Below are 17392 nucleotides of genomic sequence, written 5' to 3'. Positions count from 1 at the left end.
GCTGGCCTCAACCTCGCCTCACCCAGACCGCCTAAAAAAATTGTCCTGCCGTTTCTTCCCGACCACCGGCGACTGGCGTAAAATCGGCGAACCAAAGTGGATTGTCTTGCAGAGTGGGCATTATGCTAATCAGCACGGAAACCGAACGGACGTATATCGCTGACAGCCGTCTCGCCTGCACCCTTGCCGCCGTGGCGGGCGCGTTAAACACCGCAGCATTTGAAATTGTGGGATTCTTTTCCGCCAATATGACCGGCAATGTCTCTTCGCTGTCCGATTTTCTGGCGAAGGCAAACCTCCACAGCGGCCTCTTTTTCCTGTTTATCCTTTGTATGTTCATTGTGGGGGCGCTCGTTTCCACAATGATTATCAATGCCGGGCGCAGACGCAAAATTCGCACGATTTACGCGGTGAATATCCTGATAGAGGGCATTGCGTTGGTGGCGCTGGGCGTGATTGAAGCCCGCTTCCCCATTGCCGCGTCAGGCGTCCTGCTTATCCTGAGCCTGAGTTTTTTGATGGGGCTTCAAAATGCGGTCGTCACGCGCATCTCCAATGCGCGCGTCAGAACTACGCACGTGTCCGGTACCTCCACAGATATCGGTATCGAACTCGCCATGCTGTTCGATGTGCTGCGGCGCAAAGAATCCCCCAAAGATGCGCCGCTCTATCTGGAGCGCCTGCGTCTGCATACCTATACCATTCTTGCTTTTCTGGCGGGCGGCGTGGCGGGCATCTGGCTCTGGCATGCGCTGAACTACTATTTTCTGGTGCTGATCGGTCTGGGGCTGATGAGCCTGGCGCTGGCCGCCATGCTCAAGCCTCAGCCTGCTGATGTGGTCCGTTAAGGATGCCGGTGTTCGGGAGCCAGCACCTTAAGCGCATTATTGATAAGGCGAAAGTGGGCGGGCGTTTGCCCAATAATCTCGCCATCGGCATTAATGGAGTGCGGGCGGCGTGTATGCAGCGTCAGTGCCGTGGTGCTAAAGGCGCGAACGTTACGCCAGCGGCCATGTGTCCCGCGACGCAGAGCGGGGAACAGCGCCAGCAAATGCCAGCTTCTTTTCAGTTCAAGGCTGTAAACATCCAGTAGCCCGTCATCCGGTGCCGCGCTTTGCTCAACGGTCATACCGCCGCCATAGAAACGGCCGTTGCCAACTGAAACCTGCACGGTTTTGATCGCGATAGCCTCTCCCTCATGATGTAAGGTCGCCCTAAAGGGCCGGCTTTGCCGCAGAATACGCAGTGCGGCAAAGGCATAGCCCAGAACGCCCCAACGCTTTTTGGCCTGGGCGGTGAGATTGCGCGCCAGCTCCGCCGAGAAACCAATGCTGGATACGTTCAGGAACAGGTGATCGTTTACCTCGCCCAGGTCAACAAAACGGGTCTGTCCCTGGCTAATGATGCTGACAGCCTGCTCCAGTTGAGGCGGAATCCCGAGCGTACGGGCAAAATCGTTGGCGGTGCCCAGGGGTAAAATGCCCAGAGGTAAACCGGTTAGCAACAGGCCTGATGCTGCGGCATTTAATGTGCCGTCGCCCCCGCCGACGATCACCAGCTCAACACGATGGGCATACGCGATGATAAGCTCGGTGTAGCTGCGGCTGTCGTCAGGATCGGGTTGCAGCAGGGTAAAACCGGATTGCTGCAGCAACTGCGTGGCGCGAGTGGCATCAATACGACCTTTACGTGAGCGTTGGTTGATCAAAAGTAACGCTGTCTTTACCCTTTGCGACATGCTTCGTCCATTTTTTGATGAAGTAATAATGATGAAGTAACCAGAAAGTAAACATGCGGGATTATCCGTTACAACCTTGCTTGCGCTACTTTACGTAAGTGCAGCACGGCAGGGGAACCTGACAAACTGGGTCGAGGTTGTCTACACTGCCAGAAACGGCACGACTCATGGGAGCAACGATGACAGAACAACAATTTAGAAGCCTGTTGGCAGAAAAAGGCTTTGCAGAGCCGGTGATGGTAGAGCGGGGGGCAAACAGCGAACTGGATCACCATGAGCACCCGTTTGAGGCAATGGCACTGATCCTGAGTGGTGATATCACCCTGTACACAGAAAATCAGGCTGCCACCTATCGGGAAGGCGATGTCTTTCATCTGCAGGCAGGGCAGCCGCACCGCGAGACGTTTGGTGATCGGGGCGTTCGCTATCTGTCAGGCAGAAAAAGCTGATCCGGTCGATGACTCTGCGATGAAGACTTTCGACGTGCTTTTTCAGCGATTAGCCCAATCCCCTTTCCGTCAGCGCTTCCGTCTGGGGCGGAATGAATATGATTACTGCCTGACAAAGGGCGAAGCCGATGTGGCGGCGCATGCGGCTGCGTTTGTTCAGCAACGACTGTCTGCCATGGCTCCCCAGAACGACGGCAAGCAAACGCCGATGCGCGGGCATCCGGTTTTTATCGCTCAGCATGCCACGGCGACCTGCTGCCGTGGCTGTCTGGCGAAATGGCACGGTATCGCCCAGCATCAGGCGCTGGACGATAAACAACAGGCTTATGTGGTGGCGGTGATCATGCACTGGATACACAGGGCAATGACGCAACCTGCTCCGGCACCGCGTGCGCGCAAAACCAGGGCAAACACAACATCGTGTTTGCCGGACAGCCCGCAACTGGACTTGTGGTAGAAAAAGATTATCTGGCTGATGGACTTTTAACCAGTCAGGTTAGCCATATTTCATTTCAGGTCTATTCTTAAATCGTTCTTTGGTCTCCTGTGCCAGGATAATCACGTAAGACGACAAATTTCACACAAGAGGGAATTACGATGAAGAAAGCAATTATTGCACTGTCTGCTGTTTTACTGGCCTCGCCAGTTTTCGCTGCTACCACAACGGATGAAACTGTCGCTGAAGCGCATAAAGGCGCAGATACCGCGAAAGAAAAACTGCATCAGACCGAGCACAAAGGCGAAGAGCTGAAGCTGAAGTCTGAGCACGCCGCGGAAGGTAAGAGTAATTCGACCTCCAGCAAAATCTCTGAAAGCACCCAGAAAGGCTGGCACAAAACGAAAGAAGGCACCGAGAAAGGCTGGGATAAAACCAAGCAGGGTGCTGAAGACCTGAAAAATAAAGCGACTAACTAAGCCGCTTTACTATGAGAAAACCCACCGTTGGTGGGTTTTTTTATGACCTGTTTTTATTCTGGCTGGGCCGGCAGCGTTTTCGGCTCTGATGACCTGGCCTTTGCGGCTTCCGTTTTAGCACTTGATGACTCAGCCTTCGCGGTTTCTGCATCTGCCGCGTCCTGTTGTGCGGTATCAGACTGTTTTTTCCCTTCTTCGATAAACTCTTCATCGATCTCTTCGATGTTTTCACGGTTATCGCGTCCGGACAGCAAATTCCAGCAGGCAATAAACAGGGCGGCAATCACCGGACCAATCACAAAGCCATTGATCCCATAGATTTCCATGCCGCCCAGCGTCGTAATCAAAATCATGTAGTCGGGCATTTTGGTGTCTTTGCCCACCAGCAACGGGCGCAGGATGTTATCCACCAGACCGACAATCACCACAAAGAAGCCGACGAGGAACAAGCCTTTCCACAGTGCACCGGTGGCAAAGAAGAAGATCGTGGCCGGCACCCAGATGATGGCGGAACCAACGGCAGGAACCAGTGACAGGAAGCCCATCAATGCACCCCACAGCAGACTGCCGTCAATGCCGGTAAACCAGAAGGCCAGACCGCCCAGAATCCCCTGTACCACGCCAACGACCACCGTACCTTTGACGGTTGCACGCGATACGGCGGCAAACTTCATAAACAGATGATGTTTAACGTAGGTGGACAGCGGTAGCGCTTCCAGAATCAGATGCACCAGATAGGAACCATCCTTCAGCAGGAAGAACAGCAGATAAAGCATGATACCGAAGCCAACGGTAAAGCTGAACGTGCCTTTACCGATGATAAACGCGCTGCCCGCCAGGTACTGGCCACCTTTAAGGGCAAATGCCGACAGCTTTTGCTGAATCTGCGTGGCATTGTCCAGGTTATTTTCAGCCAGGTAGTGTTTGGCCCAGCCCGGTAAATGCTGTAACAGATCGGCGAAGACGACAGGGAACTGGGCGGAGTTGGTCTGCAGTTTGTGATAAACCGTGTTCACCTCCACCACCATCGATGAGGCGATGATCGCTAACGGGGTAAAGACGATGAGGCAGATGCAAAACAGCGTCAGCAGCGCGGCAATACCGTTACGATCGCCCAGCTTGCCACGCAAAAACGTTTTAAGCGGATGGAAGATCACAGCCAGCACCGCTGCCCACAAAATGGCAGAGAAGTAGGGCGATAGTACCTCGAAAAAGGCAACGGTAGTCATTGCCAAAATCAGAAGGAAAAACCCGACAGTAAGTCCTTTAAAGCGCATTGGATAACCTCATGTAAACATCCCTTGATAAGCACGCATGCCGATGCGGGCATTCGCAACCCGAGAGTGTATGAATGTTGCATCGGTAATCAACGATCAATTCTGTTTTTAATCATCGCCAGACGGCATTTCTGCGGCAAAGCGCCCGATGCCATAAGCAGGCCCTTTAATACCACAGTCAGGTAATACCTTGTTATTTGTTGATAACATCTGCCAGTCCTACCTTAGCGTAGCGGGTTCGGCCGTTTTTGCCGCCAACGATCGGCGGTTTATTTGAGGAATAAAGTAAACCCAGGGTAAACTCCTGGCAGAACGGCTGAAATAAAACTGTCATACGGCAATGCTAGCGTGAAATCCGGCAAGATCAGAGATAATCAGAGACCAAAGGAATAATAATGAAAATGAAATTCACCCTGATTGCGGTAGCACTGCTGGTGGCGCAACAGGCACAGGCAATGACGTTGTCCGAGGCCAGTGCACTGGCGAATCAAACGTCACAGGGATCGTCCAGTCCGGCATTTAACGCACTTGAATTACAGGCGCTGACCGCAGAGCGGGCGGCGATACAAAAGGGCGCGCCAGCGCTCAGTCGCGATCAGCTTAAGCAGGCTAAGCAGAGTGACAGCATTGCCGACTATCAGTGGCTAAAAGCCAGTGGTTATGATTTCCAGAGTGATGCGTTGCAGAAGGCGGGCATTGCGCTGTTGTCAGGATTCAGCACGCTGCCGGATAAGGTTCTGGAAGCCAATCGGGCCACGGTTACATCAATCAACCTCAATGCAACCCAGGGCGAACGCCATCAGGCGCTGGCAGACGCAGAAGGAATCAGCTACCTCTATTTTCTTGCCGACGCATTGGGACCTCGTTTAGGTAAAGCCTTTCTGGCGGCCTATGATAAAGGCGAGATTAACAAGGCGGCGGCCCTGATCAAAGCCAGTGAAGTCAGCACCGGTGCGGCGAAAAAACACTTTAACTATCCGCGTCCTTTCCTGCACACAGGCAATACGATTCATCTGGTGCCGGATGATACGGTGATCAAAGACAATCATCCTTACACTGCCGATGGCGGTTCGTTCCCCAGCGGACACACCAATACGGGTTATACCGATGCGTTGTTGTTAGCCGAGATGGTCCCGGAGCGGTTTGAAGCCTTACTCCAGCGCGGCGCACGCTACGGCTATTCGCGACTGGTTCTGGGTGTGCACTATCCGCTCGATGTAATGGGTTCACGCATGGTGGCGCAATATAACGTTGCACATTATCTGAACGATGCCGCTTATCGCGCGTTATTCAATGATGCCCGCCAGCAACTGCGCAGCGCGCTGGAAAAAGAGTGTGGAACAACCGTAGCGGCGTGCGCAAAACCCGCCGGTAGTGATGATCCCTACGGCACAGGCAGCATGAAGCCGTTTTATCGCTTCACGATGAGCTATAACCTGCCGAAGCTGGCAGACAACAAAGCCAGATTCACGGTGCCGGATGGCGCAGAAGTATTGCTGGAAACGGCTTTGCCGCATCTGTCAGTAAAGCAGCGACGTGAGCTGATGGTGAAAAGTGCATTATCCGCCGGTTATCCACTGGGTGGACCGGGGGCGGACCAGGCGTTCTGGCAGCGACTGGATCTGGACGCGGCCTACGCACAGGCTAAGTCGCACTGATAAAAAAACGGGCGGGACATCTCGCCCGTCTCGCTGACAGCGTCGCCTGGGTTGGCATCATGCCAGGCACCAGAATTGTGATGGTCGCGGGCCTGATTGCCATTTCTGCTATTTTCTATTCGCTCCTCAAGGCCTGATCGTCGACGCTTCCGGCGTGCCGTCCTGTCTTTAGCCGGGGCGGTCTCAAGCTGAGGCGAGGGCTCAGACGTATTCATTAAACAAAGGTTTATATTTGTTACGAATTAGCATGTTAAAGTTAACGAGAATAATTCTTATTTCTTAACAGGGTTAACAAACATGAAATTCGGTATTTTTGCAGCAACGTTGCTGGCGTCAGCGGTTTGCTCGGCGACCACCTATCCTCTGACCGTCACGGATGTGGATGGGCAGACTATTACGCTGCAGAAAGAGCCTCAGCACATCATTTTACAGGATGGGCGAGATATCATGGCACTGGCGCTGCTGGATCGTAACGATCCTTTTAAACGTGTTGTGGCATGGAACAACCTGCCCAAAAAACAGGACACGCAAACCTGGGCGCTTCTGAAGAAAACCTGGCCACAGGCTGAAAACATTGTGGATATGGGGTTCAACGATCAGGGGCAGGTGAATCTTGAAAGCGTACTGGCTAAAAAGCCGGACATGATGATTGCGCAGTTACGTGCTAAACCTGCTCTTATGCAGTCTGGTGTTCTGACCACGCTCAAAAGCCTGAATATCCCGGTCGTGTTTGTTGACTACGAACTGCATCCTAAAGAAAACACCGTGCCCGGGATTACCCTGCTGGGTAAAGTGCTGAACCGCGAAGCCGAGGCGAAGGCTTACACCGATTTTTATCAGCAGCACTGGCAGAACCTGCAGAAGGGCATTGACCAGGTAAAAACCAAACCCACCGTTTTTATTGAGCCGATAGCCGGTAACAGCGACAGTTGCTGCTTTACCCATAGCCATAGCGGTTGGGGTGGACTGGTTGAAGCGGTAGGCGGCAAAAATATCGGATCAGCGTTGCTGCCGGGTAACGCTGGCTTTGTTTCCCTGGAAAAAATCATCGCCATGAAACCGGATGTTTACATCATGACCGGCTCAAAACGTCCAAACAGCAATGTGCTGCCATTTGGTTACGGGGCGGACAGGAAAGACGTGGCGGCAACCTTTACGACTTTATTAAAGCGCACCGGCTTGTCGCAAATAGAGCCGGTCAAACAGGGACGCACGTACGGTATTTATCACCACTTTTATAACCATCCTTACAACATTATCGGGATGGAGATTCTGGCCAAAGACCTCTACCCAAAACAGTTTAGTCAGCTCGATCCGGTTGCGGATTACCATCAGATCATCCGGCAGTTTACAAAATTACCGGACGCGCCTGTGCTGTTGAGTTACCCGTAATTCTCATCAAGGTCAGGCGCGAATGACGCCTGACCTTGATGGCGCAGACCACGGTATTAACCGCTTTAGCTTGTCTGTCAGTCATCTGCACTGGGTTATTTTTCTTAACGATAAAGCGCCTTGTTAAAAATAAGCGTGCCATTTTTCATCGAACTGTCACTAACGCAGCGTTATTATTTCATCGCGACACTGGTGATGTGGTGTTGTCTGCTTTGCTTTTCCCTGATGCATATTAAGGGGCATTTTCCAGTTAACTGGTTTTAAAGACGACTTCCCGATCTGCGGATCGGGGCTTTATTTTTTATTGGCTTTTATGTCACGCCTGCCCTGATTTCCTTAATACCCGCAGTCTGTTATGTCATCAATACGGTATCTCTGTTTCACGCGGTTTACTGCATGCCTGACGAAAGGATGAAGGCCAGACCGCGCTGGTTTACAGGCGCTGACTTTTAAGAGTTTTGGTGATTCTTATTTTTTGCTGCCGCGACAATAGTAGTGGCAACGGTGCGTAAGCGCCGTTACCACTGGAGGCAGTACCATGAAAAAAATAAAATCTGGTTTGATTATCGCCCTTTTAGCATACAGCACGATGTACAGCAGTTCCGCTCTGGCACAAGGGCCAGGCGGCCCAGGTGGACCCGACGGGCCGTGGCATCACCCCGGTCGCGGTCCCGACGGCGACGGCCCGCCCGGCCTCGATCGCGATGGGCCTCCCGGCCGTCGGCCAGGCCCTGGCGGACCGCCACCGCCCGATGTGCGCCGTGACTATCACCCGGATCGTTTTGCCTGGCGTGGTCATGAGTTCCGCCGTGGCGGCCCGGCTCCACGGGAATATTGTGGCGAGGATTACCGTATTGACGACTGGCGTGAGCGCGGCCTGAGAGAACCGCCTCCGGGCCAGCACTGGGCCGACATTGACGGTAACTATGTGCTGATTGCCGCCGCCACCGGCATTATTACCTCACTGATACTGAATAACGCCTTTCAGTAGAGACACAGGGATGGCATCGGCCATCCCTTTTTTTTGTGCACCCTGTTGCCCGTTACCAGGCTATTCTGACAGTAAATTCTGAACGTTTACCGGCTAAGGAGTTCTGATGACCACGGTTAAGATGGTGGCTGTTGATATGGATGGCACATTTCTGGATGACAAAAAACAGTACAACCGCTCGCGTTTCCTCGCCTGTTACCACCAGCTCACTCAGCGAAATATCAAATTTGTCGTTGCCAGTGGTAACCAGTATCACCAACTCCGATCGTTTTTTCCTGAAATCGCCAGCGAGATCGCCTTTGTGGCAGAAAACGGCGCATTAATTATCGATCGTGATGAGGAGCTGTTCTGTGGCGCGTTTACGCGTGATGACATAGATGCGGTACTGGATACGTTAAAGAATGGTCACTATCCCGACCTGCGCTATCTGCTTTGCGGGCGTGACAGCGCCTATTATTTTGAAGGAATGGATGAGAAGTGGCTGGTCAAGATGCGACATTATTGCCATCGCCTCCGACCCATTCGTTCTCTTGATGAGGTTGCCGGGGACAAGATACTTAAGTTTGCGCTTAATCTGTCAGACGATTATGTGGAACCCCTGATGGCAGATATTCAGCGCCTGCATCAAGGTGCGGCGGCGGCCACTTCCAGCGGTCACGGTTCGGTAGATTTAATCGTTCCTGGTCAGCACAAAGCAAACGGCCTGAACCTGCTGGCGCAGCGCTGGGGCATTTCTCACGATCGGGTGCTGGCATTCGGTGACGGCGGCAACGATCTGGAGATGCTGGAGCAGTCCGGCTTCAGTTTCGCTATGAGCAATGCCCCGCAGCGGGTAAAAGAGACCGCGCGTTTCCTGGCACCTGCCAACAATGATGAAGGTGTGTTACAGGTCATTGAGCAGATGCTGGCAGGCGAACCGCCCTTTACGCAGGCATAGTGACGAGCACCAGGCTACAAATACCGGGAGTCAACTGTGCGGGCGGTAGATAAGCCCGCATAAGGACTATGCGCTAACCGGCCAGGCACGAACCATCATGTCGCGCATTTCATCTTTGCTGTAACTCACCAGGCTGTTTTTACTGTTAGCCCGGGCCAGTACCCAGTCGATGTCAGACGGGCTGAGCGCTGGACCGTCCTGCCAGAAAGCCGTAATGGCTGAACGCTGTAGCCAGGCTTTCAGGTAGTGCGCCGGAGAATCGGTGTGCGCGTCAAAAAGCTGTTGATGCATGTCGGCCATCAACTGACACTGTTGCGGGTGCTGACTGTCTGCCAGATGATCCAGAAACGTAAAGAGCAGTCTTCCGCATACTTCACCGTGGTGGAAGGGCTTAATCGCGCCCAGTTCGCCCGCAATCCCGTGAATGACGCCCAGCCCCGCGCTGCTCAGGCTAATCCCGCCCAGCCAGGACGCCATCATCATCGCCTCACGCGCGCGATCGCCAGCCTCATCTTGCTGATTTTGCGCAGGCCAGCCCTGAATGAACTGACGCAATCCGGTGAGGGCTAACTGGCGGGTAAAGAGGTTGCCCTTGTTGGACAAATAGGCTTCGAACAGGTGGGTAAATGCGTCGATTCCGCAGGTAGCCAGCACCTTGTCGGGGGCGCCTTTCAGCAAATCGGGATCGAGGATGGCGACCTGTGGCACAAATACCGGATGACGCAGCGACGCTTTGATCTGAATATCCCGCTGATCCGTAACAACGGCGTTTTGCGTAACTTCACTGCCGGTGCCCGCCGTGGTAGGGACCGCAATCAGGGGCAATGTGATGGCACTGACCGCCGTATCCCCGACCTTTTCCAGATAGCGTGCTGTCGGTAACGGATGCTGAATCATGGCGCTAAAAGCCTTAGCGGCATCCAGAACGCTGCCGCCGCCCACCGCCACGACTCTGTCAACATGACCACGCCAGCGCGCGACCCAGGCATCAATATCGCCGGGTGAGGCTTCGTTATTCACAATCTCATAACCGACAATATGATCGTTGAGCGTGGATTTGAGCCGGGCGTAAGCTTCGCCCTGTAAAAATGAACGACCGCAAAAGAGCAGGGTAGCCTGGGGTTGGGCAGCCAGCAGGGGAATCAGCTTATTGAGGCTTCCCCGGCCAAAAAAGGTTTGTTGATTGCTGTACAGCTCACTCAGATTCTCACTCACCAGCGCATCCTTTTATATCTTCGCTAAAATCTGAGTGTAACCAAAAGCCGGCGATCGGCCCCGCGAAACTTTCTTATTCCGCAGGGAGGAAAAGTTGATCGCCTTCGCAAAACGCAAATTCATCCACGGTGGGGTGATGCTTTAACCAGGATGTTACCCTTAACATGTTATCGGTAACAGGGGTTGTCAAAATGTTACGACTCTTGCAGAACCCCGGTTTTACATGTCCTCAGGGACCACGATAACAAAGCGGCACTGAAACTATTCAGGGCATCAGGTGGAGAAAAATTATGCCATTACTCTATGTGGCGATTGGCGTGGCATTACTGTTACTGCTGATGATTCGCTTTAAACTCAATGGCTTTATCGCGCTGATTTTAGTCGCCCTGGCAGTTGGCGTCATGCAGGGCATGCCGGTCAACAAAGTGATTCTTTCGATTAAAAATGGCGTCGGTGGGACGCTGGGCGGCCTGGCGCTGATTATGGGCTTTGGCGCAATGCTCGGTAAGTTACTGGCCGACTGCGGTGGCGCGCAACGTATCGCGACCACGCTGATCGACAAGTTCGGCACAAGGCACATCCAATGGGCACTGGTGCTGACCGGATTTATTGTGGGTTTTGCCCTGTTCTATGAAGTGGGCTTTGTCTTGATGCTGCCGCTGGTCTTCAGCGTTGCCGCATCGGCACGCGTACCGCTGCTGTTTGTCGGCGTTCCTATGGCGGCGGCATTGTCCGTGACCCATGGTTTTCTCCCGCCTCATCCCGGCCCCACGGCAATTGCCACGCTGTTTAATGCCGATATGGGCAAAACACTGCTGTTTGGAACCTTACTGGGCATCCCAACGGTGATTCTCGCCGGGCCAGTCTATGCACGTTTCCTGAAAGGGATTGATAAACCTATTCCAGAAGGGCTTTATAACCCCAAAACGTTTAGCGAAGCGGAAATGCCCAGCTTTGGCGTCAGCGTCTGGACATCCCTTGTTCCCGTCGTCCTGATGGCGCTGCGTGCGGTAGCCGAAATGGTGTTGCCCAAAGGCCATGCGTTGTTGCCTTATGCCGAGTTCTTTGGCGATCCCATTATGGCGACGCTGATTGCCGTGCTGATTGCGATTTTCACTTTTGGTCTGAACCGTGGACGCAGCATGGAACAGGTGATGGATACGCTAAGCGACTCCATCAAAATTATCGCGATGATGCTGCTGATTATCGGTGGCGGCGGTGCCTTCAAGCAGGTTCTGGTGGACAGCGGCGTAGATAAATACATTGCCAATATGATGCATGCCACCAATCTGTCGCCGCTGTTTATGGCCTGGTCTATTGCTGCCGTGCTGCGCATTGCCCTGGGTTCTGCAACCGTGGCGGCGATTACCGCAGGGGGGATTGTGGCTCCGTTAATTGCAATCAGCGGGGCGAGCCCGGAGTTAATGGTGATCGCTGTGGGTTCTGGCAGCGTGATTTTTTCACACGTGAATGACCCCGGTTTCTGGTTGTTTAAAGAGTATTTCAACCTGACGATTGGCGAAACTATTCGGTCATGGTCGGCACTGGAAACCATTATTTCGGTATGTGGTTTGGTGGGATGCTTACTGCTTTCCTACGTGGTGTAAGGGTGCCTGCATAAAGCAGTAGGGCCGCGCAGGACCGGCGGCCCGTACTGTTAATCTGAATCTTCAAATCCCGCTTTTACCATCTGTTCTCGCAATGCGCGGGCAATTTCACGGTTACCGCCCGTCACCGGATAAATGACGTTATTAACCACATCGTCAAGATAGTGCACCGCAAACTCCTGTCGGGTAAGTTGCGTGCCGCCTTCATCATTGATGGCGAAAAAACCTTTGATTTGATCACCGCTGTATTTTGCCTTGAGGCTATAGCGGCCCATACTGGTATTTATGCTACTCATAAGGTCTCTCCCTGCTTTGCATTTTTACTGTCAAAACCGACGAGTTGTCCTGTCCGCATAAATTTTAGCCAGGATTAATCCGCAAAACGAAGCGGCAAGGCAGGTAAAAACCTGCTATGCGATGCTTCTCACAGAAAATAACCATTAAAGCTGAATGTTGCTTCGATAGATGAGATCGCAATAAGCAAAAAGCACAGCCTCAAATCTTGCCTATACTGTTATGGGAATGTTTTTTTAGGTAAGGGAGAGGAAATGAAAATAATTCTGTGGATTATCGCCATTATTTTTATCGTGGGACTACTGACCCTGACAGGGGTATTTAAACTGATTTTCTGATTCTATGGGCACCTCAACGGTGCCCAAATCATTTCTGACAACCCCTATCAAGCCGCGCTATTTACTCTCTTCCCTGTAAGCCTGCAAACCTGTAAGTTCTACCTTCATCGCTATCTCTCTGGCGTCTTTGCTCGTCAGCCGCGTCTACGCAGGTTCGTCCCTGATGCAATAATTTACATCCCAAACTATTAATTATTTCTTTATTAATCGAGTGATTAAACGGCGTTTATTCGTGCGCCGATTGCGCCCGTTTTTTGTTTTTTAGCGGGCACAGCGCGCAACTGGTGGCATTAAATAAAGGCAGGATAATCACCTCATTTAGCGAGAATGTGGCAAGTGCTGGTTGTTTGGCTCTGGTTCATCTTCCCTGTTTTAAAATCCCTCACGCTTTAGCTCGTTAAGCATAACGACATGCCGAACAGACTCCAGAAGGGTTTCGCTCTCTCTGCAGCAGGCGGGTTTTTACGTTGTTGTTTTCAGTATGGAACGCTGGATTTAGCCAATACAATAAAGGTAATACCGAAGTGAACAGGTCTTTTATCGCACGCTTATCAGCGCCCTTACTGGCGCTATTTTTTTCATTTTCTCTCCAGGCGGTCATGCTGACCCAGCAGATAAAATCGGGCTGGGACACTTTCACTGATAATGTCCAGCAAACCTGGCAACAGCCTGACTCCATTGATGTTTATGTGCCCGCCATCACCTGGCATAACCGCTGGACGTATGATGATGAGCATATCCACAGATATAACGAACGTCCCTGGGGAGCGGGTGGTGGGGTTTCACGTTACGATGAGAAAGGTAACTGGCACGGCCTTTACCTGATGGCGTTTAAAGATTCCTTTAACAAGTGGGAACCCTTTGGCGGCTATGGCTGGGAAGCAACCTGGCGACCACTGGCGGATCAGAATTTTCACTATGGTTTGGGCTTTACCGCTGGCATCACGGCGAGGAATAACTGGGGATACTATCCTGTGCCGGCTTTATTGCCGTTAGCATCAGTAGGTTATGGGCCGGTTAATTTTCAAATGACTTATATTCCAGGTACTTACAACAACGGTAACGTGTATTTTGCCTGGCTGCGCTGGCAGTTTTAAGCCTCAGAACCCCTGAATAAGTCACTAAAGGGAAAATAATAGCGATATTTATCACTTTTTCATCAATTCAGGCTGGACAAAACCCTCAGCAATTGCTGTACTAGATGGCGACACAGTTTAGTGTCCATTTTTCATGTAAAGGTAATATAGATGTCTAAGATTAAAGGTAACGTTAAGTGGTTTAATGAATCTAAAGGATTCGGTTTCATTACTCCTGAAGATGGCAGCAAAGATGTATTCGTACATTTCTCTGCGATCCAGAGCAATGGCTTCAAAACTCTGGCTGAAGGTCAGCGTGTAGAGTTTGAAATCACTGACGGCGCAAAAGGCCCATCTGCTGCTAACGTTATCAGTCTGTAAGTTAACAGTCAGAATTCTAAAAACCCGCCTTCTGGCGGGTTTTTTTATGGCTGCACGCAACCATACCGTTGGTTTTCAGCCCGGCCTCAGGCGGAACACTTACACAATGGCTTCGCTCTTATCCCACCGTACTTCCCCTCGCATCATCACGTTCTCGCCTTAACCCGGGCCGCACCTGGTTCTACTGCTACATCGGACTCAGGCCCATTCTGCAGCGCCACAACGACTGGCAAACTGCGGAGCGAGTCACAGATAATCCCCGTAACATAATCATAACAACTCGCAGGAGCAGCATTTTACGGCGTCTCGGGTTATAACTGACTCTCCGCATCGCAGAGAAAGAGGTGACAGGATGAATATTCGTCCAGCTCAGGCGAAGGACAGCTTCGTGTTGAGCGCGTTGTTAAGTGAACTTGGTTATGGCGGTACAGAGCATTTTATTGAGCAACGCCTTGCTCAACTGATGACCGATCCGAATGAAAAGCTGCTGGTTGCAGAGCACGGCAATCAGGTGCTGGGATTTATCTCTCTCCATTTTATTCCTCAGCTGGCGCTGGCGGGTGATTTTGCTCGCATCAGCTACGTGTGCATTGCCGAAGGTGAGCGTAGCAAAGGCGTCGGACAGAAACTCCTGCAGCACGCAGAAGCGCTGGCGGCTCAGCACGGCTGTGATCGCATGGAAGTGCACTGTCATGCCTCGCGCCTCAAAGCAAACCAGTTTTATGGCCGTGAAGGTTATGTTGAATCGCCACGCTATCATGTGAAAGCATTACAGCCTCTGTAAGATGACAGGCTCACCATTGGGCTCACAGAGCGACACGGCGTCGCTGGAGAAGGGATAATGAAAGTCGCGCTAGGGCAATTTGCAGTTAAGCGTGAATGGCAGGAAAACGCCACAACCTGCCTGAGCATGATGGATCAGGCCAGCCGTGCTGATGCCGACCTGTTAGTCCTGCCTGAGGCGGTGCTGGCCAGTGACATCACAAACCCCGATTTAATTCTGGAAGCCGCACAGCCGCTGGATGGACCATTCCTGTCGCAATTGCTGGTCGCCAGTAAGGGCACCAGACTGACGACGGTCCTGGGAATGCATGTACCCGGTAATAACCATAAAGTCTTTAACGTGCTGGTGGTGATTCGCGACGGGAAGCTCGTGGCAGAGTATCGCAAGCTGCATCTCTACGATGCCTTTGCCATGCAGGAATCAACGCGCGTTGAAGCGGGTGAACAGGTTCCACCTCTGGTGGACGTGGCGGGCATGAAAGTAGGGCTGATGACCTGTTACGATGTGCGTTTTCCTGAGCTGGCACGGCGGCTTGTGCTGGATGGTGCCGACGTGCTGGTCTTACCTTCAGCCTGGGTCAAAGGGCCGTTAAAAGAGATGCACTGGGATTTACTTACCCGCACGCGTGCGCTGGAAAATACCTGTTATGTGGTCGCCGTCGGAGAGTGCGGGACGCGTAATATTGGCAACAGCATGGTGGTTGATCCGCTGGGTGTGCCAATAAGCCGTGCGGCCGAGTCTCACGCACTGATCTTCGCCGAGCTTGACCCGCAAAGAATCGCTACGGCACGCGCAATGTTACCGGTGCTGGATAACCGCCGGTTTAGTCGGCCTGAACTGGATGCGTCGCGCTAAGCGTTATTCGGCAGGACGGGGCCTGGGACCTGAAGGAGGGCCACCGCGATCTTACTCTGTTACAGATTACGCTTGAGGTTAGGGCTAAACTGCGCCTAAATAGGGGTTACCGTTATTCGCCAGATTATAAAGGTTAAATATGGAAGGTATCAGTATTGCCAAGCTGCTGATTATCGGTGCGCTTATCGTACTGCTTTTCGGCACCAATAAGTTACGTTCTCTGGGTGGCGATCTGGGCTCTGCAATCAAAGGCTTTAAAAAGGCCATGAAAGACGAAGATTCCAGTGCAGCACGCACCACAGCGGAAGAAACACCTGCAGAACGCGTTTCTCACAAAGACTAATGCCACGTCAGTTTTAGAAAAGTGTTAATTTTTATTTCTGACCGCAGTAAAAAAAACCAGATTGCGGACAATCTGGTTTTTTTGTTTTTTAATGACGGCGGGTGAGCGAACGCTATTTGACTTCCAGGCCTTTTGCCTGCATATCGGCGTGGTAAGACGAGCGGACAAAAGGACCACAGGCCGCATGAGTAAAGCCCATCGCCATCGCCTCTTCTTTCATCTCATCGAATTCCGCTGGACTGACATAGCGCTGAACGGGCAGATGGTGACGGCTGGGCTGCAGATACTGACCCAGCGTTAACATCGTCACACCGTGACGACGCAGGTCGCGCATCACCTCAACGATTTCAGCGTTGGTTTCACCCAGACCTACCATCAAACCGGATTTCGTCGGCACCTCTGGATGGGCTTCTTTAAAGCGCTCCAGCAGTTTCAGCGACCATTCATAGTTTGCGCCCGGGCGCACCTGGCGATACACGCGCGGCACGTTTTCAAGGTTGTGGTTAAACACATCCGGCGGAGTTGCAGTCAGAATCTCAAGCGCACGATCCATACGACCACGGAAGTCAGGCACCAGGGTTTCAATTTTAATGCTGGGGCTTTTTTCCCGGATGGCGGTGATACAGTCGGCAAAATGCTGCGCGCCGCCATCACGCAGATCGTCACGATCCACCGAGGTGATAACGACATAGCGCAGGGCCATATCGGCGATGGTCTGGGCGAGTTTACCCGGCTCGTTCGCATCAGGCGCGTTAGGACGACCGTGTGCAACATCGCAGAACGGGCAGCGACGGGTACAGATCGCGCCCAGGATCATAAAGGTTGCCGTACCGTGGTTAAAACATTCGGCAAGGTTAGGGCAGGAGGCTTCTTCACAAACGGAGTGGAGTCCGTTTTTACGCATTGCCGCTTTTATGCCCTGAATACGACTGGAGTCCGCAGGCAGTTTGATTTTCATCCACTCCGGCTTGCGTAAAATCTCTTGCCGGTCGACGGCCACGGTTTTCACCGGGATCAGCGCCATTTTGTCTGCGTCACGATATTTGACGCCGCGTTCCATCTGAATTGGTTTACTCATAAATCAGCAGGTTCCGGTCGGATTGCGATTTGAAAGCTGTCTCACTCAACCCGAGAAGGCGGCT

Annotated in this window: 20 protein-coding genes; 15 read left to right on the top strand and 5 right to left on the bottom strand. The window is 52.4% G+C overall.

Annotation, left to right across the window (positions count from 1 at the left end):
- The first annotated feature begins 122 nt into the window (after positions 1–122).
- A complete protein-coding gene (locus tag CMR03_RS15255) occupies positions 123–848 on the top strand; it encodes a YoaK family protein (protein WP_096011921.1) in 726 nt (241 codons plus the stop codon).
- Here the strand turns inward: CMR03_RS15255 and CMR03_RS15250 are convergent.
- The gene (locus CMR03_RS15250) at positions 845–1738 is read right to left on the bottom strand and encodes a lipid kinase (RefSeq protein ID WP_096011920.1); all 894 of its coding nucleotides are present in this window, start codon (positions 1736–1738) and stop codon (positions 845–847) included. The two genes, CMR03_RS15255 and CMR03_RS15250, sit on opposite strands and share 4 nt — an antisense overlap.
- A 179-nt stretch (positions 1739–1917) precedes the next feature.
- On the opposite strand from CMR03_RS15250, the gene CMR03_RS15245 reads away from it, so the two are divergent.
- The 3 genes from CMR03_RS15245 to CMR03_RS15235 all read left to right on the top strand — a co-directional run bounded on the left by CMR03_RS15245 (position 1918) and on the right by CMR03_RS15235 (position 3102).
- Positions 1918–2187, top strand: coding sequence for a cupin domain-containing protein (locus CMR03_RS15245; protein WP_063878727.1), 270 nt, complete (start codon positions 1918–1920; stop codon positions 2185–2187).
- A gap of 19 nt (positions 2188–2206) precedes the next feature.
- Positions 2207–2644 carry a DUF4186 domain-containing protein gene (locus tag CMR03_RS15240; RefSeq protein ID WP_096011919.1) on the top strand — a complete coding sequence of 146 codons (438 nt, stop codon included), beginning with the start codon at positions 2207–2209 and terminating at the stop codon, positions 2642–2644.
- A 140-nt stretch (positions 2645–2784) separates the two neighbouring features.
- Complete coding sequence (locus CMR03_RS15235; protein WP_013024991.1) at positions 2785–3102, top strand: hypothetical protein; 318 nt, start codon at positions 2785–2787, stop codon at positions 3100–3102.
- A gap of 53 nt (positions 3103–3155) precedes the next feature.
- On the opposite strand, the gene CMR03_RS15230 is transcribed toward CMR03_RS15235, so the two are convergent.
- Positions 3156–4379 (bottom strand): AI-2E family transporter, encoded by a 1224-nt coding sequence (locus tag CMR03_RS15230; protein WP_096011918.1) that lies wholly within the window; start codon positions 4377–4379, stop codon positions 3156–3158.
- Positions 4380–4774: 395 nt separating this feature from the next.
- Between CMR03_RS15230 and CMR03_RS15225 the strand changes: the two genes are divergently transcribed.
- From CMR03_RS15225 to CMR03_RS15210, 4 genes are all read left to right on the top strand, one after another.
- Entirely contained in the window at positions 4775–6037 is a 1263-nt protein-coding gene (locus tag CMR03_RS15225; protein ID WP_096011917.1) for an acid phosphatase, read from the top strand.
- A gap of 297 nt (positions 6038–6334) precedes the next feature.
- On the top strand, positions 6335–7429 hold the full coding sequence (locus CMR03_RS15220) for an ABC transporter substrate-binding protein (protein WP_096011916.1): 1095 nt from the start codon (positions 6335–6337) through the stop codon (positions 7427–7429).
- Between the two features lie 538 nt (positions 7430–7967).
- Positions 7968–8420: an RcnB family protein gene (locus CMR03_RS15215; protein WP_063878732.1), complete on the top strand. Its 453-nt coding sequence runs from the start codon at positions 7968–7970 to the stop codon at positions 8418–8420.
- 106 nt (positions 8421–8526) lie between these two features.
- Positions 8527–9357 (top strand): Cof-type HAD-IIB family hydrolase, encoded by an 831-nt coding sequence (locus CMR03_RS15210; RefSeq protein ID WP_096011915.1) that lies wholly within the window; start codon positions 8527–8529, stop codon positions 9355–9357.
- Positions 9358–9423: 66 nt separating this feature from the next.
- On the opposite strand, the gene CMR03_RS15205 is transcribed toward CMR03_RS15210, so the two are convergent.
- On the bottom strand, positions 9424–10572 hold the full coding sequence (locus CMR03_RS15205) for an iron-containing alcohol dehydrogenase (RefSeq protein ID WP_063878734.1): 1149 nt from the start codon (positions 10570–10572) through the stop codon (positions 9424–9426).
- 290 nt (positions 10573–10862) lie between these two features.
- On the opposite strand from CMR03_RS15205, the gene gntT reads away from it, so the two are divergent.
- Positions 10863–12179 (top strand): gluconate transporter, encoded by a 1317-nt coding sequence (gene gntT / locus CMR03_RS15200; RefSeq protein ID WP_096011914.1) that lies wholly within the window; start codon positions 10863–10865, stop codon positions 12177–12179.
- A gap of 50 nt (positions 12180–12229) precedes the next feature.
- On the opposite strand, the gene CMR03_RS15195 is transcribed toward gntT, so the two are convergent.
- The gene (locus tag CMR03_RS15195) at positions 12230–12475 is read right to left on the bottom strand and encodes a hypothetical protein (RefSeq protein ID WP_063878736.1); all 246 of its coding nucleotides are present in this window, start codon (positions 12473–12475) and stop codon (positions 12230–12232) included.
- A 252-nt stretch (positions 12476–12727) separates the two neighbouring features.
- Between CMR03_RS15195 and CMR03_RS25995 the strand changes: the two genes are divergently transcribed.
- The 6 genes from CMR03_RS25995 (at position 12728) to tatE (ending at position 16250) form a co-directional block, all read left to right on the top strand.
- The gene (locus CMR03_RS25995; RefSeq protein ID WP_019105993.1) at positions 12728–12811 is read left to right on the top strand and encodes a small membrane protein YohP; all 84 of its coding nucleotides are present in this window, start codon (positions 12728–12730) and stop codon (positions 12809–12811) included.
- 524 nt (positions 12812–13335) lie between these two features.
- Positions 13336–13908: a lipid IV(A) palmitoyltransferase PagP gene (pagP, locus tag CMR03_RS15190; protein ID WP_096011913.1), complete on the top strand. Its 573-nt coding sequence runs from the start codon at positions 13336–13338 to the stop codon at positions 13906–13908.
- Positions 13909–14058: 150 nt separating this feature from the next.
- Positions 14059–14268 (top strand): transcription antiterminator/RNA stability regulator CspE, encoded by a 210-nt coding sequence (gene cspE, locus CMR03_RS15185; protein ID WP_006118399.1) that lies wholly within the window; start codon positions 14059–14061, stop codon positions 14266–14268.
- Between the two features lie 352 nt (positions 14269–14620).
- Positions 14621–15052, top strand: a complete 432-nt coding sequence (locus CMR03_RS15180) for a GNAT family N-acetyltransferase (protein ID WP_063878738.1) — start codon at positions 14621–14623, stop codon at positions 15050–15052.
- A 57-nt stretch (positions 15053–15109) separates the two neighbouring features.
- Positions 15110–15907, top strand: coding sequence for a deaminated glutathione amidase (locus tag CMR03_RS15175; protein WP_063878739.1), 798 nt, complete (start codon positions 15110–15112; stop codon positions 15905–15907).
- A gap of 139 nt (positions 15908–16046) precedes the next feature.
- Complete coding sequence (tatE, locus tag CMR03_RS15170; protein WP_063878740.1) at positions 16047–16250, top strand: twin-arginine translocase subunit TatE; 204 nt, start codon at positions 16047–16049, stop codon at positions 16248–16250.
- Between the two features lie 112 nt (positions 16251–16362).
- On the opposite strand, the gene lipA is transcribed toward tatE, so the two are convergent.
- The gene (gene lipA / locus CMR03_RS15165) at positions 16363–17328 is read right to left on the bottom strand and encodes a lipoyl synthase (RefSeq protein ID WP_063878741.1); all 966 of its coding nucleotides are present in this window, start codon (positions 17326–17328) and stop codon (positions 16363–16365) included.
- Positions 17329–17392: the final 64 nt, after the last annotated feature.

The organism is Pantoea allii (assembly GCF_002307475.1).
Lineage (GTDB): Bacteria > Pseudomonadota > Gammaproteobacteria > Enterobacterales > Enterobacteriaceae > Pantoea > Pantoea allii.
The sequence above is the reverse complement of the archived record's forward strand: the minus strand, read 5'-3'. Positions and strand labels throughout refer to the sequence as shown.